Origin of the sequence: Streptomyces sp. 2P-4 (genome assembly GCF_030167965.1) — a bacterium.
GTDB lineage: Bacteria > Actinomycetota > Actinomycetes > Streptomycetales > Streptomycetaceae > Streptomyces > Streptomyces globosus_A.
This window is the reverse complement of the sequence record NZ_CP095011.1, coordinates 1,605,525-1,628,678: the sequence shown is the minus strand read 5'-3', so window position 1 is coordinate 1,628,678 and position 23,154 is coordinate 1,605,525. Positions and strand designations below refer to the sequence as shown.

At 71.0% G+C, this 23,154-nt stretch carries 17 protein-coding genes; 12 read left to right on the top strand and 5 right to left on the bottom strand.

All coding sequences use genetic code 11. The features are described 5' to 3' along the window. Positions 1–173 precede the first annotated feature (173 nt). Positions 174–1,019 (bottom strand): alpha/beta fold hydrolase, encoded by an 846-nt coding sequence (locus MUK52_RS06685; RefSeq protein WP_284575038.1) that lies wholly within the window; start codon positions 1,017–1,019, stop codon positions 174–176. Positions 1,020–1,299: 280 nt separating this feature from the next. Here MUK52_RS06685 and MUK52_RS06680 point away from each other — a divergent pair, with 280 nt between their 5' ends. From MUK52_RS06680 to MUK52_RS06630, 11 genes are all read left to right on the top strand, one after another. Then, positions 1,300–1,824: a DUF3291 domain-containing protein gene (locus MUK52_RS06680; protein WP_284575037.1), complete on the top strand. Its 525-nt coding sequence runs from the start codon at positions 1,300–1,302 to the stop codon at positions 1,822–1,824. 453 nt (positions 1,825–2,277) lie between these two features. Next, complete coding sequence (gene acnA / locus MUK52_RS06675; protein WP_114054737.1) at positions 2,278–4,995, top strand: aconitate hydratase AcnA; 2,718 nt, start codon at positions 2,278–2,280, stop codon at positions 4,993–4,995. A gap of 311 nt (positions 4,996–5,306) precedes the next feature. Next, positions 5,307–6,734, top strand: a complete 1,428-nt coding sequence (gene ngcE / locus MUK52_RS06670; protein WP_114058539.1) for an N-acetylglucosamine/diacetylchitobiose ABC transporter substrate-binding protein — start codon at positions 5,307–5,309, stop codon at positions 6,732–6,734. Positions 6,735–6,756: 22 nt separating this feature from the next. Continuing rightward, on the top strand, positions 6,757–7,701 hold the full coding sequence (locus MUK52_RS06665; RefSeq protein ID WP_114054738.1) for a carbohydrate ABC transporter permease: 945 nt from the start codon (positions 6,757–6,759) through the stop codon (positions 7,699–7,701). Positions 7,702–7,714: 13 nt separating this feature from the next. Continuing rightward, the gene (locus tag MUK52_RS06660; protein WP_284575036.1) at positions 7,715–8,638 is read left to right on the top strand and encodes a carbohydrate ABC transporter permease; all 924 of its coding nucleotides are present in this window, start codon (positions 7,715–7,717) and stop codon (positions 8,636–8,638) included. A 308-nt stretch (positions 8,639–8,946) separates the two neighbouring features. After that, positions 8,947–10,149 (top strand): ROK family transcriptional regulator, encoded by a 1,203-nt coding sequence (locus MUK52_RS06655; protein WP_114054740.1) that lies wholly within the window; start codon positions 8,947–8,949, stop codon positions 10,147–10,149. A gap of 129 nt (positions 10,150–10,278) precedes the next feature. Next, the gene (locus tag MUK52_RS06650) at positions 10,279–11,385 is read left to right on the top strand and encodes a substrate-binding domain-containing protein (RefSeq protein ID WP_246042411.1); all 1,107 of its coding nucleotides are present in this window, start codon (positions 10,279–10,281) and stop codon (positions 11,383–11,385) included. A gap of 185 nt (positions 11,386–11,570) precedes the next feature. Beyond that, positions 11,571–12,359 (top strand): ATP-binding cassette domain-containing protein, encoded by a 789-nt coding sequence (locus tag MUK52_RS06645; RefSeq protein ID WP_114054742.1) that lies wholly within the window; start codon positions 11,571–11,573, stop codon positions 12,357–12,359. Positions 12,360–12,385: 26 nt separating this feature from the next. Beyond that, positions 12,386–13,645, top strand: a complete 1,260-nt coding sequence (locus tag MUK52_RS06640) for a sugar ABC transporter permease (protein WP_246042796.1) — start codon at positions 12,386–12,388, stop codon at positions 13,643–13,645. A 253-nt stretch (positions 13,646–13,898) separates the two neighbouring features. Beyond that, the gene (dxs, locus tag MUK52_RS06635) at positions 13,899–15,815 is read left to right on the top strand and encodes a 1-deoxy-D-xylulose-5-phosphate synthase (protein WP_114054744.1); all 1,917 of its coding nucleotides are present in this window, start codon (positions 13,899–13,901) and stop codon (positions 15,813–15,815) included. Positions 15,816–15,952: 137 nt separating this feature from the next. After that, entirely contained in the window at positions 15,953–17,449 is a 1,497-nt protein-coding gene (locus tag MUK52_RS06630; protein WP_114054745.1) for an amino acid permease, read from the top strand. A gap of 56 nt (positions 17,450–17,505) precedes the next feature. Here the strand turns inward: MUK52_RS06630 and MUK52_RS06625 are convergent, their stop codons facing one another. Then, positions 17,506–18,579, bottom strand: coding sequence for an LCP family protein (locus MUK52_RS06625; protein ID WP_284575033.1), 1,074 nt, complete (start codon positions 18,577–18,579; stop codon positions 17,506–17,508). A gap of 125 nt (positions 18,580–18,704) precedes the next feature. Here MUK52_RS06625 and MUK52_RS06620 point away from each other — a divergent pair, with 125 nt between their 5' ends. Beyond that, complete coding sequence (locus tag MUK52_RS06620) at positions 18,705–19,853, top strand: hypothetical protein (protein ID WP_162793146.1); 1,149 nt, start codon at positions 18,705–18,707, stop codon at positions 19,851–19,853. A gap of 55 nt (positions 19,854–19,908) precedes the next feature. Here MUK52_RS06620 and MUK52_RS06615 read toward each other — a convergent pair whose 3' ends face one another. The 3 genes from MUK52_RS06615 to MUK52_RS06605 are packed head-to-tail and all read right to left on the bottom strand — an operon-like array spanning position 19,909 to position 23,152. After that, positions 19,909–21,510 carry a glycosyltransferase family 2 protein gene (locus tag MUK52_RS06615; RefSeq protein ID WP_284575032.1) on the bottom strand — a complete coding sequence of 534 codons (1,602 nt, stop codon included), beginning with the start codon at positions 21,508–21,510 and terminating at the stop codon, positions 19,909–19,911. 13 nt (positions 21,511–21,523) lie between these two features. Further along, a complete protein-coding gene (locus MUK52_RS06610) occupies positions 21,524–22,333 on the bottom strand; it encodes an Ig-like domain-containing protein (protein WP_114054748.1) in 810 nt (269 codons plus the stop codon). Positions 22,334–22,345: 12 nt separating this feature from the next. Further along, positions 22,346–23,152 (bottom strand): rhamnogalacturonan acetylesterase, encoded by an 807-nt coding sequence (locus MUK52_RS06605; RefSeq protein WP_114054749.1) that lies wholly within the window; start codon positions 23,150–23,152, stop codon positions 22,346–22,348. Positions 23,153–23,154: the final 2 nt, after the last annotated feature.

Genomic DNA, 23,154 nt, shown 5'->3' with positions numbered 1-23,154 from the left:
CAGATATGAGATGAGGCGCGTGCTGGGGGTGGCGGACGGGTGTTACCCAGCGTCAGATCGGCGGTGGGGCAGGGGCGGTGGAGGCGGCGTTGGCGGAGCCGGGCGATTTTGTGGCGATTCGGGCAAATGGGTGATGGGGTGGGGTGCGGCCGCCTCCGTCCCGCACCCCCGCCTCAGTTCGCCAGGAACGCTGCCGCGGTCGAGGTGAAGACGGCCGGGTCGTCGCGCCACGGGAAGTGGCCGGCTCCCGGGTGGACGATGAGCTTCGCCTGCGCGAAGAGGCCGGCGTACTCCGTCATGGCGGGGAGCGGTCCCTGCAGGTCGAGTTCGCCGGCCAGGACGAGGACGGGGGACCCGGAGTGGCGGAGCGCTGCCCGCAGGGCGTCCGGGTCGTAGGCGCCGTCCGCGCCGAAGGCCGCTGCTGCCTCCTGGTTCTTGCGGCGCGCCGAGTCGGCGGCGAACTCCCGGGCGGACTCGTCCCAGCGGCCGTGGAAGAAGGGTTCCACCGCCGTCCAGTCGTCGGAGCCGGGCTCCCCTGCGACGATGCGCTCCAGCGCCGCGAGCGCGGCCGGGAACCACGGCTCGCCGCGGCGGAGCCGCGCGGCGGCCAGCCGCTGCTCGCCGGTGACGGTGATGCCGGTGGCGGCGACGCTCGGGGTGATCAGCGCGAGCCGTCCGGTGTGCTGCGGGTACCGGGCCGCGTACAGCGCGGCCAGGTTCGCGCCGGCGCTGTGCGCCAGCAGGTCCATGCGGGGGAGGGCGAGGTGCCGGCGCAGGGCTTCGAGGTCGGCGACCTGGCGGTCGCAGCGGTACGTCGCCGGGTCCGCGGGCACGGCCGAGGCGCCGGTGCCGCGCGGGTCGAGCAGGACCAGGCGGCGGTGCGCGGCCAGGCCGCCGAGGTCGCCGAGGTACGCGGAATCCTGCATCGGTCCGCCGGGGAGGCAGACGAGGTCCGGGCCGGGCCCGTCCAGGACGCGGTAGTCCAGGAGGGTGCCGTCGTACGAGGTGAAGGTGGGCATGCGGGGACGCTCGCAGGGCGGCGGGGGGTGGGCAAGCGGATTTCGGGTGCGGGCCGGTGCCCGTGCCCGGGAGCGGACAGGACTCGGCGGCGGGCCGCGGCACTTCGGATCGCTGCGTGCTGCCGTCGGCAGGCGGCTGACGGACGCGCCGTGGGGACTGCATCGGGAGGCCATTTCGGGAGCAAGAACGCAACTTCGACAAGGCGGGCAGGGGTGGCTACGTTCACGGGGTATCCGGCGCGCGGTGGTCACGCGCGGCGCCAACCATCGGGGGAGACGCATGCCTCAGCTTGCTCTGTACACGTTCGGTGTCCTGAAAGCGCCGCTGGCCGATCCCGGACCGCTGACGCGCGAACTCCACGACAGGGGCGAGTCCGTCTACCCGGAGATCGCCCGGCAGCCCGGATACGTCGCCCATGCGGAGGCGGCACCCGGCGGTCGCGGCACGCACTTCGACTTGGACTGGGGTGCGTGGGGCGAGTTCGCCGTGCCGTGGTGGTACGGCAAGGGCCGGACGCGGGAGCGTGTCGCCCTGGCCGCGACGCTCTCCGTCTGGACCGGTCTGCGGCCTGCCCGCGACGCCATCTACTCGGGACTGCACCGCGAGGCGCTGAACAGGCGTCACGATTGGTTCGAGCGGACCGGACACCCGCCGTACGTGCTCTGGTGGGTCGCCGACCGGGTGATACCGACGTGGCCGGAAGGCGTCGCCAGGCTCGAATACCTCCACGGCCGAGGTGCTGAGCCGTACGCCTTCACGTTCCGGCGGTCGTTCGCACCGGACGGGACCCCCGGAGCCCGGTGAGGGGGTGAGGGGCGACTGCACCGGTGCCGGCGCAGCGGGCGGTGGGTGCGCCCACGAGAGGTGCATGTGCAACCGACCCGCACGCTCGACTCGACCATGACGAGGCCGCGTCCGCTCCCGGGTGGATTGCGAAGCCGACCCCGAGCAGTCCGCCGACGGCGATGCCGCCGTCCCGGCCGATCCGCGGGTCGGCGGCGGTTGTTCGGGGCGCCCTCCGGGGCTGCGCCGCTGCGCCGTTCGGACGCCGCGGCGGTGGGCGGGCATGCCGGGCATGACCTTCCGGCGGGGATGCACTAGAGTTATCTCGACATCGAGATATCTGCCGAAGGCGTACCGCAGCCGCCACAACGGGTAAGGGTGACCTAACTTAGCCTTACCTTAGCGGATTGGCCACAGGGCGTGGCGGCAGGATTGCGGTTATACGCGCGAATTTCATGCATGAAGGAGACTGTCGTGTCGGCGAACAGCTTCGACGCCCGCAGCACGCTGCAGGTGGGCGACGAGTCGTACGAGATCTTCCGGCTGGACAAGGTCGAGGGTTCCGCCCGCCTGCCCTACAGCCTGAAGGTGCTGCTGGAGAACCTGCTCCGCACCGAGGACGGCGCGAACATCACCGCCGACCACATCCGGGCCCTCGGCGGCTGGGACTCGCAGGCCCAGCCGAGCCAGGAGATCCAGTTCACGCCGGCGCGCGTGATCATGCAGGACTTCACCGGCGTCCCCTGTGTCGTCGACCTCGCCACCATGCGTGAGGCCGTGAAGGAGCTCGGCGGCGACCCGTCCAAGATCAACCCGCTGGCCCCGGCCGAGCTCGTCATCGACCACTCGGTCATCGCCGACAAGTTCGGCACCAAGGACGCCTTCACCCAGAACGTCGAGCTGGAGTACGGCCGCAACAAGGAGCGCTACCAGTTCCTGCGCTGGGGCCAGACCGCGTTCGACGAGTTCAAGGTCGTCCCGCCCGGCACCGGCATCGTCCACCAGGTGAACATCGAGCACCTGGCCCGCACCGTGATGGTCCGCAACGGCCAGGCGTACCCGGACACCCTGGTCGGCACCGACTCGCACACCACCATGGTCAACGGCCTCGGCGTCCTCGGCTGGGGCGTCGGCGGCATCGAGGCCGAGGCCGCGATGCTCGGCCAGCCGGTCTCCATGCTGATCCCGCGCGTCGTCGGCTTCAAGCTGACCGGCGAGCTGCCCACCGGCACCACCGCCACCGACCTCGTGCTCACGATCACCGAGATGCTGCGCAAGCACGGTGTCGTCGGCAAGTTCGTCGAGTTCTACGGCGAGGGCGTCGCCGCCACCTCGCTGGCCAACCGCGCCACCATCGGCAACATGTCGCCGGAGTTCGGCTCCACCGCCGCGATCTTCCCGATCGACGGCGAGACCCTGAAGTACCTCAAGCTCACCGGCCGCTCGGAGCAGCAGGTCGCGCTCGTCGAGGCGTACGCCAAGGAGCAGGGCCTCTGGCTGGACCCGGCCGCCGAGCCGGACTTCTCCGAGAAGCTGGAGCTCGACCTCTCCACGGTCGTCCCGTCCATCGCCGGCCCGAAGCGCCCGCAGGACCGCATCGTCCTGGCCGACGCCGCCGAGCAGTTCAAGCTGGACGTCCGCAACTACGTCGACGAGGTCGACGAGGCGGGCAAGGAGTCCTTCCCGGCCTCCGACGCCCCGGCGAACCACCCGGACGGCGCCCCGTCGAAGCCGACCCTGGTCACCCTGGCCGACGGCTCCTCCTTCGAGATCGACCACGGCGCCGTCACCGTCGCCGCGATCACCTCCTGCACCAACACCTCGAACCCCTACGTCATGGTCGCCGCGGCGCTCGTGGCGAAGAAGGCGGTCGAGAAGGGCCTGGCCCGCAAGCCGTGGGTCAAGACCACCCTGGCCCCGGGCTCGAAGGTCGTCACCGACTACTTCGACAAGGCCGGCCTGACCCCGTACCTCGACAAGATGGGCTTCAACCTCGTCGGGTACGGCTGCACCACCTGCATCGGCAACTCCGGTCCGCTGGACGAGGAGATCTCGAAGGCGATCAACGAGCACGACCTCGCGGTCACCTCGGTGCTCTCCGGCAACCGCAACTTCGAGGGCCGCATCAACCCCGACGTCAAGATGAACTACCTGGCGTCCCCGCCGCTCGTCGTCGCGTACGCCATCGCCGGCTCCATGAAGGTGGACATCACCAAGGACGCCATCGGCACCGACACCGAGGGCAACCCGGTCTTCCTCAAGGACATCTGGCCGACCGAGGCCGAGGTCAACGACGTCGTCGCCAACGCCATCGGCGAGGACATGTTCTCCAAGTCCTACCAGGACGTCTTCGCGGGCGACGCCCAGTGGCAGGCGCTGCCGATCCCGACCGGCAACACCTTCGAGTGGGACCCGCAGTCCACCTACGTGCGCAAGCCCCCGTACTTCGAGGGCATGACCATGGAGACCACCCCGGTCTCCGACATCGCCGGCGCCCGCGTGCTGGCGAAGCTGGGCGACTCGGTCACCACCGACCACATCTCCCCGGCCGGTGCGATCAAGGCCGACACCCCCGCCGGCAAGTACCTCACCGAGCACGGCGTCGAGCGCCGCGACTTCAACTCGTACGGTTCCCGCCGCGGCAACCACGAGGTCATGATCCGCGGCACGTTCGCCAACATCCGCCTGCGCAACCAGATCGCGCCGGGCACCGAGGGCGGCTTCACGCGTGACTTCACGCAGGAGGGCGGCCCGGTCTCCTTCATCTACGACGCCTCCCAGAACTACCAGGCCGCCGGCATCCCGCTGGTCATCCTGGCGGGCAAGGAGTACGGCTCCGGCTCCTCCCGCGACTGGGCCGCCAAGGGCACCGCGCTGCTCGGCGTCAAGGCCGTCGTCGCCGAGTCCTACGAGCGCATCCACCGCTCGAACCTGATCGGCATGGGCGTCCTGCCGCTGCAGTTCCCCGAGGGTGCCTCGGCCGCCTCCCTGGGCCTGACCGGCGAGGAGACCTTCTCCATCACCGGCGTCACCGAGCTGAACGACGGCACCACCCCGCGCACCGTCAAGGTGAGCACCGACACCGGTGTCGAGTTCGACGCGGTCGTCCGCATCGACACCCCCGGTGAGGCGGACTACTACCGCAACGGCGGCATCATGCAGTACGTCCTGCGGAACCTGATCCGCGGCTGAGCCGTGTGAGCGGCGCCCGGCGCCGCCGTCGAAGGGCCGCACCCTGCCGGGGGTGCGGCCCTTCCCGTCTGTCCGGATGGCGGAGGGCCCAGGTTTCACCGAGGTCTCAACTCGGAAAAGCTGCCAGACATGGCTGCGCATGATCTTGCTCACACCAGTGGAAGTGGACTATACCTGTGCGCGTCCGGCCCGCGGCGGTCCAGCGGCGCCGGACGGGGGGATGGGCGGGGACCTGCGGCTGTGCCCGCGTGTGCCGCAACGCCCGTGCTCCCCGGCCTCCTTCACACCCGGACGAAGGCGAGGACATGAGCATGGGATCCACCGGCGAGGGCGGCCTCGGCCGCCGCGATCTGATCAAGCGCTCCGCGGCACTCGGCCTCATCACCACGCCCGCGATGGGCTTCCTGTCCGCCTGCGCCTCCGGCGGCGAGGCCGCGACCAACGGCCCCGGCAAGGCGGCCGTCACCAAGGAGAACCCGTTCGGCGTAGCCAAGGGCGGCAAGCTCGACGTCGTCGTCTTCAAGGGCGGGTTCGGCGACGACTACGCCAAGGCCTGGGAGGCCGCCTTCGACAAGAAGTGGGGCACCACCAGCTCCCACCTCGGCACCCAGGAGATCGCCGCCAAGCTCCAGCCCCGGTTCAACGGCGGCAACCCGCCGGACGTCGTCGACGACGCCGGAGCCCAGGCGATCAAGATCGACGTCCTGGCGAAGGGCGGCCAGCTCGCCGACCTCACCCCGGTCCTCGACGCCCCCTCGATCGACGACCCGGCCAGGAAGGTCCGCGACCTCCTCATCCCGGGGACCGTCGAACAGGGCACGCAGGGAGGCAAGTTCGTCGCCCTCAACTACGTCTACACCGTCTTCGGCTTCTGGTACTCCGGCAAGCTCTTCAAGGAGAAGGGCTGGACCGAGCCGAAGACCTGGGACCAGTTCCTCGACGTGTGCACCAAGGCCCGCGACGCGGGCATCGGCGGCCTCGCCCACCAGGGCAAGTACCCGTACTACATCAACGTCGTCATCATGGACCTGATCGCCAAGAAGGGCGGCCTCGACGCCGTCAAGGCCATCGACAACCTGGAGTCCAACGCCTTCGCCGACAACCCGGCCGCCCTCGCCGCCGTCGAGGCCGTCTACGAGGTCGTCGAGAAGGGCCTCCTCATGGCCGGCACCAACGGCCTCACCCACACGGAGTCCCAGACCGCCTGGAACCAGTACAAGGCCGCCTTCATCCCCTCCGGCTCCTGGCTGGAGAACGAGCAGCTCAAGCAGACCCCGGAGGACTTCGACATGAAGTTCCTGCCGGTCCCGCTGCTCCCCGACAGCAAGCTGCCCTTCGAGGCCATCCGGGCCGGCGCCGGCGAACCCTTCATCGTCCCCGAGAAGGCCGCCAACAAGCCCGCCGGCTTGGAGTTCCTGCGCTCGATGCTGTCACGCGAATGGTCCACGGTCTTCGCCCAGCAGGCCAACTCCCTCACCGTCCTCAAGGACGGCGTCGATCCGGGGGTCTCCCTGCGCCCCGGCACCCGCTCCGCCGTCGCCGCGGTGAAGGCCGCCGGCACCCACACCTTCCAGTACCTGTACCCCGACTGGTACAGCGAAATGGACACCGAGATCCAGAACGCGTCCAATGAACTGATGGCCAAGCGGATCCAGCCCAAGGAGTGGATCAAGCGGGCCCAGGCCGCGGTGGACAAGGCCGCCAAGGACCCCAACGCGAAGAACAACCGCCGCAGCTGACGCCCAGGGACGGACGGACACCATGAGCCACGTAGCCCGGGGGCGCGGACGGGCCGGCTTCATCGCCGGCTTCCTCGTCCTGCCGCTAGCGCTGTACCTGACATTCGTCATCTGGCCGTACATCCAGACCTTCGGCTACTCCTTCACGAACTGGTCCGGCCAGTCCCCCACCTTCGACTTCGTCGGCTGGGAGAACTACGCGGCCCTCATGGAGGACGAGGTCTTCCGCGGCGCGCTCTGGCACAACCTGCTCCTCCTCGTGTTCGTCCCGGCCACCACCATCCTGCTGGCCCTCTTCTTCGCCTTCATGGTGAACGCGGGAGGGCGCAGCGGGGCCGGAGGGGTCCGCGGGGTCCGCGGCTCCTCCTTCTACAAGATCGTCTACTTCTTCCCCCAGGTCCTCTCCCTCGCCATCCTCGCCGTCCTCTTCGGCGCGGTGTACCGCAGCGACGAGGGCGGCCTGCTGAACGGCCTGCTGATCCGGCTCGGCCTCGTCGACGCCGGGCGGCCCGTCGAGTGGCTCAACGACCCCGACCTGGTCCTGTGGTGCCTGCTGCTGGTCGTCGTCTGGCACGGGGTCGGCTTCTACCTGGTCCTGTTCTCGGCCGCCATGCAGTCCGTCCCCAAGGACGTCTACGAGGCCGCCCTCCTCGACGGGGCGGGGCGCGCGCAGACCTTCTTCCGGGTGACGCTGCCCCTGCTGTGGGACTCGGTGCAGACCTCCGCCGTCTACCTGGGCATCGCGGCCATGGACATGTTCGTCCTGGTCTCGACGATGACGTCAGGGCAGTTCGGCGGCGGCCCCGACCACCACAGCGAGGTCATGGCGACCGTGCTGATGCGCAACTTCCTGTACTTCGGCAAGAGCGGCTACGCGTGCGCGATGGGGGTCGTGATGCTCGTCCTGACCATGGTCCTCTCCGTCGTCGTGCTGCGCGCCACCCGGCGCGACCGCATCGAGTTCTGACCGGGAGACGACGATGACCACTGTGATCAAGGCGCCCGGGGAGTCCTCTGCGCAGAGGGCCGGCGGCGGCCGCCCCGCCGCGCCGGGCGCGGGCCGCTCCGACGGCGCCGTCCTGAACGTCTTCTCCCACGGCTTCCTCGCCGTCTGGGCGGTGCTGATCGTGCTGCCGCTGGTGTGGCTTGCGCTCGGCTCGTTCAAGACCGACTCCGAGATCGGCGGGTCGGCGCTGAGCCGGCCGACGAACTGGAACCTCGACGCGTTCGCGCGGGCCTGGGACAAGGGGATCGGCGACTACTTCGCACACACGCTGATCGTGATGTCCTTCTCGGTGCCGCTGACGATGCTGCTGGGGTCGATGGCCGCGTACGTGCTGGCCCGCTACCCGTTCCCGGGCAACCGGGTGGTGTACTTCTTCTTCGTCAGCGGGGCCATGTTCCCGGTGTTCCTGGCGCTCGTGCCGCTCTTCTTCATGGTCAAGCGCCTGGACATGCTGAACACCTACCAGGGCCTGATCCTGGTGTACGTCGCGTACTCGATGCCGTTCACCGTCTTCTTCATGCACTCCTTCTTCCGGACGCTGCCGACGGCCGTGCACGAGGCGGCCGTGCTCGACGGGGCCTCCGACACGCGGATCTTCTTCCAGGTGATGCTGCCGATGGCCAAGCCGGGCCTGATCAGCGTCGGGATCTTCAACGTGCTGGGGCAGTGGAACCAGTACATCCTGCCGTCGGTGCTGATGCAGCCGCAGTCGGGCTCGGACCCGGAGCGGTACATGCTCACGCAGGGCCTGATCCAGCTCCAGTACCAGATGGGGTACGAGACGGACCTGCCGGTGCTGTTCGCCGGCGTGACGCTCGCCATGGTGCCGATGCTGGTGGTGTACCTGTCCTTCCAGCGCCAGATCCAGGCGGGGCTGACGTCGGGCACCCTGAAGTAGCCCGCCTCCGCGCCCGGCCGCGCCCCCGCCCTGCCCCCGCCCCGCCCCCGGCCCCCTGCCCTCCGCAGCCGCCCGACCCGCCTCCGGTCGCCGGTCCGCGCCGCCCGTGGCACGATCTGCTCGACATCTCTCATACTTATGACCCATAAGGGCCGTTTTGCTCCGTGTCCGCCTCTTGACGTGTGGATGTCCGAGGGTTCGACTAAGGGTTCACAAGTTGGAGACGCCGGGGTCTCGGAGCCGTCAGCCGCGGCCACCGGCCGGAGGGCGGCGGCCGGCCGCCGCCCATGGGCAGGAGTGGATGAGTCGTGCAGACTCCCGGATCGCAGTCCTCGCTGCACCGAGCGAACCTCGAACGGGTCGTGCGGGCCGTACGGCTCGCGGGTTCGCTGACCCAGGCGGAGATCGCCCGGTCCACCGGGCTGTCGGCGGCCACGGTGTCCAACATCGTCCGGGAGCTCAAGGAGGGCGGGACGGTCGAGGTCACCGACACCTCCTCGGGGGGCCGCAGGGCGCGCAGCGTCTCCCTCAGCGGGGACGCGGGCATCGTCATCGGCGTCGACTTCGGCCACACCCACCTGCGGGTCGCGGTCGGCAACCTGGCCCACCGCGTGCTGGCCGAGGAGGCCGCCCCGCTGGACGTGGACGCCTCCTGGGCCGACGGCTTCGACCGGGCCGAAGCCCTGGTGGGCGAGCTGATCGCGGGCATAGGCGTGGACCTGGGGAAGGTCATCGGGGTGGGGCTCGGCGTCCCCGGCCCGATCGACGTGGAGTCCGGGACGCTGGGCTCGACGGCCATCCTGCCGGGGTGGGCCGGGATCAACCCGCGCGAGGAGCTCTCGCGGCGCCTGGGCGTCCCCGTCCACGTCGACAACGACGCCAACCTGGGCGCGCTCGGCGAGCTGGTGTGGGGGAGCGGGCGCGGGGTCAAGGACCTCGCGTACATCAAGGTGGCGAGCGGTGTCGGCGCCGGCCTGGTCATCAACGGGCAGATCTACCGCGGGCCCGGCGGCACGGCCGGCGAGATCGGGCACATCACCCTCGACGAGTCCGGCCCGGTCTGCCGCTGCGGAAACCGCGGCTGCCTGGAGACCTTCGCCGCGGCCCGGTACGTCCTGCCGCTGCTCCAGGGCACCCACGGGCCCGGACTGACCATGGAGCGGGTGGTCGAGCTGGCCCGCGACGGCGACCCCGGGTGCCGCCGCGTCATCGCCGACGTGGGCCGCCACGTGGGCAGCGGTGTCGCCAACCTCTGCAATCTGCTGAACCCGACGCGGGTCGTGCTCGGCGGGTCGCTGGCCGAGGCGGGCGAGCTCGTCCTGGCCCCCATACGCGAGTCCGTGGGGCGGTACGCCATCCCCAGCGCGGCCCGCCAACTGTCCGTCCTGACCGGCTCGTTGGGCAGCCGGGCCGAAGTGCTCGGCGCCCTCGCGCTGGTCCTGAGCGAAATGGGCGATTCCACCCTCCTGGCCGATTCCGCGTCGCCGAAGCTCTTGTCTTCAGTTAGATAACGGATGGCACCGTTGTCATCTCGTTAAGGATTCACTCCTTGACGGCAAAGTGGCGGCCGGGTTGACTCGCACCCACCTCGGCCGCAGTGTTGCGGCCTCGTCAGGGAGGTTCAAGAAATGAACACGCGTATGCGTAGAGCCGCCGTTGTCGTCGCCGCCGGCGCCGCAGCCGTTTCCCTCGCCGCCTGTGGCAGCGCCAAGGAGGCCGGCACCACGTCGAACGGCACCGGCACGGCCGCGGCCGCGGACGGTGCGATCAAGGTCGGGCTGCTCCTGCCCGAGAACCAGACCGCGCGCTACGAGAAGTTCGACAAGCCGCTCATCGAGAAGAAGGTCGCGCAGCTCACCAACGGCAAGGGCGAGGTCGTCTACGCCAACGCCAAGCAGGATGCGACCACCCAGAACTCCCAGGTCGACACCATGATCACCAACAAGGTGAACGTGCTGATCGTCGACGCGGTGGACTCCAAGGCCATCGCGGGCGCGGTCAAGCGGGCCAAGGACGCCGGCATCCCGGTGGTGGCCTACGACCGCCTGGCGGAGGGCCCGATCGACGCCTACACCTCCTTCGACAACGAAGAGGTCGGCCGCGTCCAGGGCAAGGCCCTGCTGGAGGCCCTCGGCGACAAGGCCCAGTCCGGCCAGATCGTGATGATGAACGGCTCGGTCACCGACCCGAACGCCGCACTCTTCAAGAAGGGCGCCCACTCCGTCCTCGACGGCAAGGTGACCATCGGCAAGGAGTACGACACCAAGGAGTGGAAGCCGGAGAACGCCAACACCAACATGGCCGGCGCCATCTCCGCCCTCGGCAAGAACAACATCGTCGGTGTCTACTCCGCCAACGACGGCATGGCCGGCGGCATCATCACCGCCCTCAAGGCCGCCGGCATGAGCCCGCTGCCCCCGGTCACCGGTCAGGACGCCGAGCTCGCGGGCGTGCAGCGCATCGTCGCAGGCGAGCAGTTCATGAGCGTCTACAAGCCGTACGCCCCCGAGGCCGAGGCCGCCGCCGAGATGGCCGTCGCCCTCGCCAAGGGCGAGAAGATCGACGGGATCATCAACAACAAGGTCGACAGCCCCACCACCCAGGGCGTCCCGTCGGTCCTCATCCCCGTCATCTCGCTCACCAAGAACAACATCAAGGACACTGTCATCAAGGACGGCGTCTACACCGCGGACGAGATCTGCACCGACAAGTACGCGGCCGCCTGCGCCTCCCTCGGCCTGAAGTAGGCCCCAGCGTCCTCCCGGCCGGAGGCCCCGCCCCCGCGACCTCCGGTCCGGCCCAGGACCCCCGCGCCTGCCCGGCGCCCCGCCCCACCATCCCCGCCAGAGGCGGGGCCGCCGGGCAGAAACGATTCCCCCACCCCGCTCCTGCACTTTCTGCACGACATCCCCGCCCGTCGGCGGCGAAGGAGATGGTTCATGTGTCCGCTGCGCCCGTGCTGGCGTTGCGAGGGGTCTCGAAGCGGTTCGGCGCCGTCCAGGCGCTGACCGACGTAGAGCTCGAGATCCATTCCGGCGAGGTGGTCGCCCTGGTCGGCGACAACGGCGCCGGCAAGTCCACGCTCGTCAAGACGATCGCTGGCGTCCACCCCATCGATGACGGCGTCATCGAGTGGGAGGGCAGGCCGGTGGCGATCAGCAAGCCCCACGACGCCCAGAACCTGGGCATCGCGACGGTCTACCAGGACCTCGCGCTGTGCGACAACATCGACGTCGTCGGCAATCTCTTCCTCGGACGCGAGCTCAAGCGCCGCGGCGTCCTGGACGAGGTCGAGATGGAGCGCCGCGCCCGCGAGCTCCTGACCACCCTGTCCATCCGGATCCCCAGTGTCCGGATCCCCATCGCCTCGCTCTCCGGCGGCCAGCGCCAGACCGTGGCCATCGCCCGCTCCATGCTGGGCGAGCCGAAGCTGGTCATCCTCGACGAGCCCACCGCCGCCCTCGGCGTCGAGCAGACCGCACAGGTGCTCGACCTGGTGGAGCGGCTCCGCGAGCGCGGCCACGCCGTCATCCTCATCAGCCACAACATGGCCGATGTGAAGGCCGTCGCCGACCGCGTTGCGGTCCTGCGGCTGGGCCGCAACAACGGTGTCTTCAAGGTCGCCGACACCTCGCAGGAAGAGATCATCTCGGCCATCACGGGGGCCACGGACAACGCCGTGACCCGCCGCGCGGCCCGCACCGGGGAGGCCCGCAAGTGAGCACCCACCACCACCACGCGGAGGACGTGGCGAAGCTCGCCAACCCCGCGGCCCCGGCCGACGCCATCCCCGCGGTGGACCCGCGCCTGCTCGTCCGCGAGCAGGGCCTCTCGGGCTACCTGAGCGAGTTCGGCCGCAAGATGAAGGCCGGCGACCTCGGGTCCCTCCCGGTCGTCATCGGCCTGATCGTGATCTGGGGCATCTTCCAGGGCCTGAACGCGAACTTCCTCTCCCCGGAGAACCTCACCAACATCGCGATCACGATGGTCGCCACCGGCATGATGGCCGTCGGCATCATCTTCGTGCTGCTGCTCGGCGAGATCGACCTCTCCGTCGGCTCCGTCAGCGGTGTCTCGGGCGCCCTCTTCGCCGTCCTGGCGGTCACCAACGGGGTCAACGAGTGGGTGGCGGTCCTGGCGGCGATCGGCGGCGGCGCCCTGATCGGCGCAATCCACGGCTTCTTCTTCGCCAAGATCGGGGCGCCGGCCTTCGCCGTCACCCTGTCGGGCCTGCTGTTCTGGTCCGGCGCGATGCTCCAGATCCTGGGCAGCAGCGGCACGATCAACATCGACTCCGACGGTGTCGTCGGCCGGCTGACCACGTACTACTTCACGGACGTGGCCGCCGCCTACGGCCTCGCCGCGGTCGCCACGGCCGGGTACTTCCTGGCCGCCTTCAGCGACAACAAGCGCCGCGCGGCCGCGGGCGTCCCGTCCCGCCCGATGAGCGAGCTGCTGCTGCGCACCGGCCTGCTCGCCGTGTTCACCTTCGGCCCCGCCGCGGTGTTCAACCAGTACAAGGGCCTCCCGCTCGCGGTGGTGCTCTTCGTGCTCGTCCTGGTCGGAACGGACTTCCTGCTGCGCCGCACCGCCTTCGGCAGGAACGTCTTCGCCCTCGGCGGCAGCGTCGAGGCCTCCCGCCGCGCCGGCATCAACGTCACCGGGATCCGCATCGCGGTCTTCTCCATCGCGGGCACCTTCGCCGCCGTCGGCGGGCTCTTCTGGGCCTCCAAGATCGCGGCGGCGAACCAGAGCGCCGGCGCCGGCGACCTGCTGATGAACGTGATCGCGGCGGCCGTCATCGGCGGCACCAGCCTCTTCGGCGGCCGCGGCCGCACCTGGAACGCCCTCCTCGGTGTCCTGGTCATCACCTCGATCCAGTACGGTCTGGCTCTCGAGGGAATCGCCACGCCCGTCCAGTACATGATCACCGGTGCGGTGCTGCTGGCCACCGTGGTGATCGACTCGGTCACCCGCAAGACCCAGAAGACGGCCGGACGCGCCTGACGACGCGCCCCGGCGCGGTAAGACCGGTCACAGTGCCCGGCGCCACCCGTGTGGCGCCGGGCACCCGTGCGTACGTCCCCTCGTGCGCCCGTGCGGGCAATTGTGCGGATAAGCACCCGGATGTGATGTGTGGCACCGGGGCGATCCGTGCAGGAATGACAAAGCTGTGACCCGCCTGCGGCAGCCCGATGACCGGCGCCGCCGACGGAACATTAGACTCGACAGACCAGCCAGCAACTGCAAGGAGGCACGGGTGCTGCTGACCCGCATCAAGGGACCGCGCGATCTGGACCGGCTCAGCCAGGAGGAGCTCACCGAGCTCGCCGCCGAGATCAGGTCCTTCCTCGTCGACGCCGTCTCCAAGACCGGCGGGCACCTCGGCCCCAACCTCGGTGTGGTCGAGCTGACGATCGCCCTGCACCGGGTCTTCGAATCGCCCAAGGACAAGGTCCTCTTCGACACCGGGCACCAGGCGTACGTCCACAAGCTGCTCACGGGCCGCCAGGACTTCGCCGGCCTGCGCACCAAGGGCGGCCTGTCCGGCTACCCCTCGCGCGCCGAGTCCGAGCACGACGTCATCGAGAACTCCCACGCCTCCACCGTGCTGGGCTGGGCCGACGGACTGGCCAAGGCCAACGAGGTGCTGGGCCGGACCGACCACCACGTCGCCGCCGTCATCGGCGACGGCGCGCTCACGGGCGGCATGGCCTGGGAGGCCCTCAACAACATCGCCGCCGCCAAGGACCGCCCGCTCGTCATCGTCGTCAACGACAACGAGCGCTCCTACGGCCCGACCATCGGCGGCCTCGCCAACCACCTGGCCACCCTGCGCACCACGGACGGCTACGAGCGCTTCCTGGCCCGCGGCAAGGAGATCCTGGAGCGCACCCCGGTCGTCGGGAAGCCGCTCTTCGAGACCCTGCACGGCGCCAAGAAGGGCCTGAAGGACTTCATCGCCCCGCAGGGCATGTTCGAGGACCTGGGCCTGAAGTACATCGGCCCCATCGACGGCCACGACATCGAGGCCCTGGAGTCCGCGCTCCTGCGCGCCAAGCGCTTCAGCGGGCCGGTCATCGTCCACTGCCTCACCCAGAAGGGCCGCGGCTACACGCCCGCCCTGGAGCACGAGGCGGACCGTTTCCACGCGGTGGGCGTCATCCACCCCGACACCGGCCTGCCGGTGAAGACGGCCGCCGCCAGCTGGACCTCCGTCTTCGCCGACGAGATGGTCAGGATCGGCCGCGAGCGCCCGGACATCGTCGGCATCACCGCCGCCATGCTCCACCCCGTCGGCCTGAACAAGTTCGCCGAGGAGTTCCCGGACCGCATCTACGACGTCGGCATCGCCGAGCAGCACGGCGCCACCTCGGCGGCGGGCCTGGCCACCGGCGGCGTGCACCCGGTCTTCGCCGTCTACGCCACCTTCCTCAACCGCGCCTTCGACCAGGTCCTGATGGACGTCGCGCTGCACAAGTGCGGTGTCACCTTCGTCCTGGACCGCGCCGGCGTCACCGGCGACGACGGCGCCAGCCACAACGGCATGTGGGACATGTCGATCCTCCAGGTGGTGCCCGGTCTGCGGCTCGCCGCCCCGCGCGACGCCGAGCAGCTGCGCGCCCAGCTCCGCGAGGCCGTCGAGGTCAAGGACGCCCCGACCGTCGTCCGCTTCTCCAAGGGCGTCGTCGGACCCGCCGTGCCGGCGGTCGGCCGCATCGGCGGCATGGACGTCCTGCGCCGCCCCGCGGCCGACGTCACCCGGCCGGACGTCCTGCTCGTCTCGGTGGGCGCCCTCGCCCCGATGTGCCTGGAGGTCGCCGACCTCCTCGACAAGCAGGGCATCTCCAGCACCGTCGTCGACCCGCGCTGGGTCAAGCCGGTGGACGAGGCCCTCGCCCCGCTCGCCGAGCAGCACCGCGTCGTCGTCACCGTCGAGGACAACGGCCGCGTGGGCGGTGTGGGCGCCGCCGTGTCGCAGGCCCTGCGCGACGCCGGTGTGGACGTCCCGCTGCGCGACTTCGGCATCCCGCAGCGGTTCCTCGACCACGCGCTGCGCAAGGAGATCCTGGCCGAGATCGGCCTGACCGCGCCGGACATCGCCCGGCAGGTCACCGGCCTGGTCGCCAAGCTGGACGGCCGCCTCGACAGCGAGCCGGCCGCCGCGGTCGACTAGCCGCGACCAGCCGGACGCGGGCGGCGCGCCGCCGCGGAGGGCGTGCGCGGTTGCAGCACACGGGCCGGGAGATCACCCTGGAGTGGGTGGGCCTCCCGGCCCGTTCCGTTGCGTCGTCGCCTTTCGGAGGTGCGTCGGTGAGTCCGGATCTCAACAGCCCCTTCCGCACGAAGACGGTGGAACAGTCCATCCGCGACACGGAGGAGCCGGAACACGCGCTCCGCAAGTCGCTGTCGGCCTGGGACCTGACCGTCTTCGGCGTGGGTGTCATCATCGGCACCGGCATCTTCGTCCTGACGGGCATCGCAGCGCGCAACAATGCCGGGCCGGCCACCGCCCTGTCGTTCGTCGCCGCAGGCATCGTCTGTGCGCTGGCCGCCCTGTGCTACGCCGAGTTCGCGTCCACCGTGCCGGTGGCGGGCTCGGCGTACACGTTCTCCTACGCGTCGATCGGCGAGCTGCCCGCCTGGATCATCGGCTGGGACCTCGTGCTCGAATTCGCGCTCGGCACCGCGGTCGTCGCGGTCGGCTGGTCCGGCTACATCCGCAACCTGATGCAGACGAACCTCGGCTGGGACATGCCGGCCGCGCTGTCCGGTCCGGATGCGGGCGGCACCTTCGACCTGTTCGCGTTCCTGCTGGTCCTCGCCCTGACGGCGATCCTGGTCGTCGGGACGAAGCTGTCGGCGCGGATCACCGCGATCGTCGTCGCCATCAAGGTGACCGTCGTGCTGCTGGTCATCGTCGCCGGCGTGTTCTTCATCAAGGCCGACAACTACTCGCCGTTCATCCCGCCGGCCGAGCCGCAGCCCGCCGGGGGCGGCCTCCACGCCCCCCTGGTGCAGGTGCTGTTCGGGTACGCGCCCACCAACTTCGGCGTCATGGGCATCTTCACCGCGGCCTCGCTCGTCTTCTTCGCCTTCATCGGCTTCGACGTGGTGGCGACGGCGGCGGAGGAGACGAAGAACCCGCAGCGGGACATGCCCCGCGGCATCCTGGGCTCGCTGCTCATCTGCACCGTGCTGTACGTCGCCGTGACGCTCGTGGTCACCGGCATGCAGAACTACGCGGAGATGTCGCCGAGCGCCCCGCTCGCCGAGGCGTTCAAATCGGTGAACCAGCCGTTCTTCGCGGGCGCCATCAGCCTCGGCGCCTCCGTCGGCCTGATCACCGTGTGCATGATCCTGCTGCTGGGCCAGACCCGCGTGTTCTTCGCGATGAGCCGCGACGGACTGCTGCCGCGCGTCTTCTCCGTCACCCACCCCAAGTACCGCACCCCGTACCGGGCGACGATCCTGCTCGGCGTGATCATCGCGGTCGTCGCCGGCTTCACCAGCCTGGAGAAGCTCGCCGAGCTGGTCAACATCGGCACGCTGTTCGCGTTCGTCGTGGTCGCCCTCGGCGTGATCATCCTGCGCCGGACCCGGCCCGACCTGCACCGATCCTTCCGCACGCCGCTCGTGCCGTTCATCCCGATCCTGTCGATGGCGGCCTCGCTGTGGCTGATGCTCAACCTGCCGGTCGACACGTGGATCCGCTTCGGCATCTGGATGGGCGTGGGCGTCGTCGTCTACTTCGTCTACGGGCGCCGCAACAGCCGCCTGGCCAAGGCGGGCCAGGACGCCAAGTACTGACCCCTGCAGGCACCGGGTGCGGCGGGTCCCGACCGGCCGCACCCGCCGTCTGCGCGTCAGCCCTTGGAGCCGCTCGCGGGGGACTTCTTCGCCTCCGCCGGGATCTTCTGGTCGGTGCGCAGCGCCTCCCACAGCATTCCGGCCTGCGGCTGGGCGACGACGACGCGGTTGGGGTCGACCTTGTCGTAGGCGACCGGGAGCATGATGGTCTCCATCGTCTCCGGGTTCACGCCCTTCATGCTCTGCGCGAAGTCGGCGAGCGCCGTCAGAGAGGCGAGTTCGGAGTCGGTGGTGAGCGACTTGGTGCCGGCGTCCGCGAGCTTGTACAGCCGGGCCGGGTTGCCGAGGGCGTCCTGCTTCTTCATCTCCGACAGCATGGCGATCATGAACTGCTGCTGGAGGCCTATGCGCCCGAGGTCGCTGCCGTCGCCGTAGCCGTAGCGGGTGCGGACGAACTTCAGGGACTGCTCGCCGTCGAGGCGGTGGGTGCCCGGGTCGAGCTTCAGGCCGCCCTTGGTGCCGCTCATCGGCTGGTCCAGGGTGACGGTGACGCCGCCGAGGGCGTCGACCAGGCCCTTGAAACCGGCGAAGTCGACCTCGACGAAGTGGTCGACGCGGATCCCGGACAGCTGCTCGACGGTCTTGACCACGCAGGCCGGCCCGGCCAGCGTGTAGACCGAGTTGAACATGACCCGCTCGGCGGCCGCGACGGTCTTGCCGTCTGCCTTCCTGCACTCGGGCCGGGATATGAGGGTGTCCCGGGGGATGCTCACCGCCGTGGCCTTCGCCCGGCCCTCCGGGACGTGGATGAGCATCGCGGTGTCGGAGCGGGCGCCTGCCACGTCGCCGTGGTCGAGGTCGCCGTTGGCGCCCGCGCGCGAGTCGGAGCCGAGGACGAGGATGTTCTGGGCGCCCGGCACGACCTTCTTCGGGCGGTCGTCGCCGATCGCCTGGTCGAGGTCGACGCTGTCGATGTTGCCGTTGAGGTGGCTGTACGCCCACCAGCCGGCCCCGCCGGCCGCGAGGATGAGCACCGCCAGCGCCAGCAGTACGATCCGCAGGACGCGCTTGCCACCGCGCCGCGGCTTGCGCCGGGAGGGAGCGGGGGTGGCCGAGGGGCCGTCGGTCATGGAGGCAGTGCCCTTCTATCATCGAATGGGGTGCATCATAAGACACGCTTTCGAGTGGCTGGTTCTCTCGGGTGAACACCCCCGGCCCCAAAACGGACATATTCGTCAGAAGGGTGGACAGCTGCGTGATCCGAGGCAAAGGCAGTGACCGGACTGCCTCTTCGGCTCGCGGTGCGCAGGGCGCGCCCACGGGCGGGCCGGGTCCCCACAGCTCCTCCCCGCCCGTCGGGAACTGGCTGTTCGCCGGCGGCGACGGCCGGCTGACCGCCTACGCCTGCACCCCGCGCGGCCTGCTCCGCTGGACCGAGGCCGCCGCCCCCCGGACCGGCTGGACCGGGCCGGAGCCCTTCGAGGTCGAGGGCTGGATCGGTCCGGCCGCCATGGCCCGCAGCCGCGAGGGGTACGTGCACTTCGCCGCCCTGCGCTCCGCCGCCGGCGACTCCGGCAGCCCCGAGGTGATCGTCTCCACGCAGTTCCAGACAGGCCGCGGGATGATGGACTGGCGGGGCCTCGGCACGCCCGGGCTGCGCGGCGGCCCGGAGGACGACAGCCTGTCCGGACCGCCCCGCATCGCCGTGAACCAGCGCTCCGGCTCCACGCACGTCATCGTCTCGCTCCGCCACTCGGGCATCCTGCGGCGCAGCCGCAACCCGGAGGGTGCCTGGGGCGGTTGGAAGCCGGTGTCGGGACAGCCCTACCGCGGCGACGTGACCCCGCTCATGCCGGCCGGGGGCACCCTGGAGGTCCTCGCCCCCGGCCAGGGGCACGCCGACCACTGGACCGGCATGGGACAGGGCCGGTTCGGGCTCGCCGAACGGATCCCGACGCCGGTCGTGCCCGGCACCGCCGCCGCCTGCGAGACGGGCCCGCGCCGGGCCACGTACTTCTGGCGCTACCCCGGCGACGGCTCGCTCGTCGCCTGGCGGTCCCCCAGCCAGGGCGTCCAGGGCGGACTGATGGGCCTCGGCGGCGCCGGCGGCCGCGGCGCGCCCGGCGTCGCCCGCGCGATGCTCGGCGGCTACGACTGCACGGTCCTGGCCCAGATCGGCGCCGACGGGGACGTCGAGGTCACCGCCTACGTCACCGAGAACGAGGGCTACGGCACCTGGTGGGCCTCCCTCGGCGGGCACGGCGCCCGCGCCCCGCAGGTCGCGGTCGACGCGGCCGGCCGCGTCGTCGTCGCCGCCTTCGACGAGGAGGGCGCACCCATGTGCACGCGGCAGGACACCGCCGCCGGGGGACTGGCCTTCGGCCCGTGGGAGTACCTGGCCTGAGCCGCCGCCGGGAAGACGGCGGCCCGGCCGCGTCGGGCGGCCGGGCCCGTACGCGTCAGCCCCGCCCCGGCAGCGGCATCCGCTGGGCGACCTCCACGGTGAGGCCCCCGTCCTCCGCGTAGTACGGCGTGGCGGCCAGCTCCATCCCCTGCGCGCCCGGAGCGTCGGCGATGCGCACCGGCATCCGCGCGGTGGAGTCCAGGTCGGCCGCCCGGCGCGTGCCGAGCCGCACCTCCTGGGTCACGCCCTCGAAGCTCACCGACAGGTACAGGTCCCAGGTGCCCGGCGGGAGCGGCCAGCCGCTGGAGGTCTGCGCCAGGTTGACCCGCGCCGAGAAGCGGCCCATGGCGCGCGTCTTGCCCTTGGCGTTGGCCAGCGTGTCGTCCCGGCGGGCCGTCACCGCGTGGCTCTCCTGCGCACCGGTGAACCGCTCGCGCAGCACGACGCGCGTCGCGCGGTCCTTCGTCGACAGCTGCTCGAAGAAGGCGTAGCCGTCCAGGAGCAGCATCGCCCCGTCCCAGCGGGCCTTCTGCAGCTGATGGCTGACGGTCATGTCGGCGGTGATGTCGAACAGCTCGTCCGGCAGCCCGACCTGCGGGTCGCGGAAGAACGGCAGGGTGGTGAAGACCCGCCCGCCCTCCACGGTCTTGCGGACCGCGGGCCGGTCCTTGTCCGCCTCGAACGCCGCCATCTTCTGCGCCTCGGCGAGCCGGCCCTGCGCGAGCAGGGCGAAGCGGACCGCCACCATCCGCGGCAGCAGCGCCAGGGCGCCCGGGGTGGCCTGCGTGCGCAGCACCTCGGCGGCCTCCCACAGCGTCCGGTCCCGCTCCGCCGGGTCGGCGGCCGACAGCAGCGCCGTCGCGGTGGCCTTTCCGAGCTCCACCTCCAGGTGCCGCGACTGGAGCCGGTCGCGGCGCGGCCCCTCGGGCACCTGCGAGGCGACCAGCGCCAGCATCCGGGAGGCCAGCGCGACCCGGTCCGACAGCGTCGCCCGGTGCGCCGGGTCCGGGCCCTTGACCACGCAGGTCGCGTCGCCGACGACGGAGACGTTGTCCGCCGCGATGAACGCCCCGGCCGTGAAGACCTGTTCGTCGCCCATCGGCATGTCCGTGGGGAAGGACAGCCCGCGCCGGTGCAGCAGGCTGGTCCGGAACAGCTTGTCGGGGCTCAGCGACCAGTACGCGCGCGAGGACCAGGCGTCGGTGTACGCCTGGTTCTTGCGGAACATGGCCGTCGGGACGGTGTGCCGGCCGGAGCTCTCCAGCTTGCCGAGGACGACGTCCGCCTCGTTCGCGTCGGCCGCGGCGACCATCCGCTCCAGGGCGTCCGGAGCCAGCCGGTCCACCGCCTCCAGGAAGATCACGTACCGGCCGCGGACCTGGCTGAGCGCCCAGTTGCGGGCCGCCGCCGGACTGAGGCCCTGCGTCACCTGCCCGACCCGGACGAACGACGGGTACTGGTGCGCGGCCCGGGCCAGGACGGACCCGCTCTCGTCTGTCGACCCGTCGTCGACGCCGATGACTTCCAGCCGGTCCGTGCCGATCGTCTGGACGAAGAGGGAGGCCAGGCAGGCGTCGAGCGCCGCCGCCTGGTTGCTCACCCGGACCGCGACGGAGACGTCCTTGATGTCGGCGGGGTGCACGACGGCGCTGTTCATGCTGCGGGGTTCCTCATCGGTCGGTCGCGGACGGTGCGGTGCGGGGCCACGGCATCTCGCCGGTCAGCTCGGGCCACTGCCAGGGCCGGAAGGCGACCTCCGACGGCTGCACGGGGAACGCCCCCGGCACGGCGTCGAGCGGGCCGGTGAAGACGTTGACGTGCGAGGTCAGCTTCTCGCCGGCCGGGGTCGCGACGGTGTACGCGAAGCGGTCGTAGCCGGTGAAGCCGGGGGCCGGGGTGTAGGTGACCCAGCCGTCGTACGACAGCTGCGCGTCGCCGTTGCGGGGCGCCGTCACGGTGACGGCCGTGCACCCCGGGGGACACGCCGACAGGACGTTGACCGAACCGGAGCCGCCCGGTTCGGCCGTCAGCCGCAGCCCGCGGGCGACGGGCCGGCGCAGCGGCAGCGCCTCCGCGTCGAGCCGCCCGGTGCGGGTCGTCCTGCGGCCCGTCGGATCCGGTACGCCGACCATGATCTGCGGGCGGATGCGCGGCTCGGCCGCGGTGTCGCGGACGCGCAGGTGCAGCACGCCGGCGGCGTTCTCGCCGGGCTCGGCCCGCAGCCGGAACCAGCGCTGCCGCGGGAAGAACTCCAGCCCCTGCACGCCGACGACCTCGGCGGATTCGGTGAGCGGCGCCTGGAGCAGGTACGCGCAGCCGCGCGGGGCGCCCCCGTCGGGCGCCACGGACAGGCCGAGCTGGAACGTCTCGCCGGGCGCCACGCCGCGGCGGGGGTCGGCGGAGCTGTACAGCGCCGCGTACACGGCGCCCTGGGCGGGGTCCTCGCCGAGGGCCCGGCCCCGGCACAGGAGGTGGTTCACGGGCCGGACTCCTCAGGCGCCGGGGAAGGTGGACACGCGGGACGCGGTGCGCCGGCGGAACGTCTCCTCGTCCAGCCAGCCCATCTCGTCGTAGTCGAAGCGGGTGCGGTCGAGGCCGCGGCCCCAGTGGGCCGGGATGACGCCCTGCTCCAGCAGGCTGCGCGCCACGAAGCGCGCGCACTCGATCGCGCCCTCGGCCCGCACGTGCACGTTGTCCCCGTCGAGGACGTTCGGCTGGAGCGGCTCGCCGCGGCGCAGGTAGGTGAAGACCGCCTTGGTCGCCTCCGGCCCGAGCTCCTCCCACCACTGCAGGCTCTGCCCGTACAGGTCGACGACCGGTACGTGCTCGTCCTCGGCGAGCTGCCGGGCGGCCAGGGTGTAGTCGCCGAGGAACCGGGCGACGTTGCCGTGCCGGTCGATCCGCCGCCGCTCGTAGCCCAGCATCACCACGGGGTGGCCCTGCCGCTCCCGCGCCCCGTGCACGTAGGCGGCCATCTGCTCCGTGAAGGAGGAGAACGGCTCGGTGTGCAGGCCGGGGTCCGGTTTGATGTCGTTCTGGCCGAAGGAGAAGAGCAGGTAGTCGCCCGGGGCCATGTCCTCCAGGATCCACTGGAGCCGGCCGCGCTCGCGAAAGCTCTTCGAACTGGCCCGTGCGCGGGCGCAGTTGACGACCTCCACCGCCTCCGTGAGGAAGAGGGGGAGGGCCTGCGTCCATCCCGCCATGGGCAGGAAGGTGTACGGGCGGCCCACCGCGTTGGAGCCGCCCGCCACGTAGATCCGCGGCCGCCGTGCCTGCTGCTGTTCGGGTGCGTACGTCACGC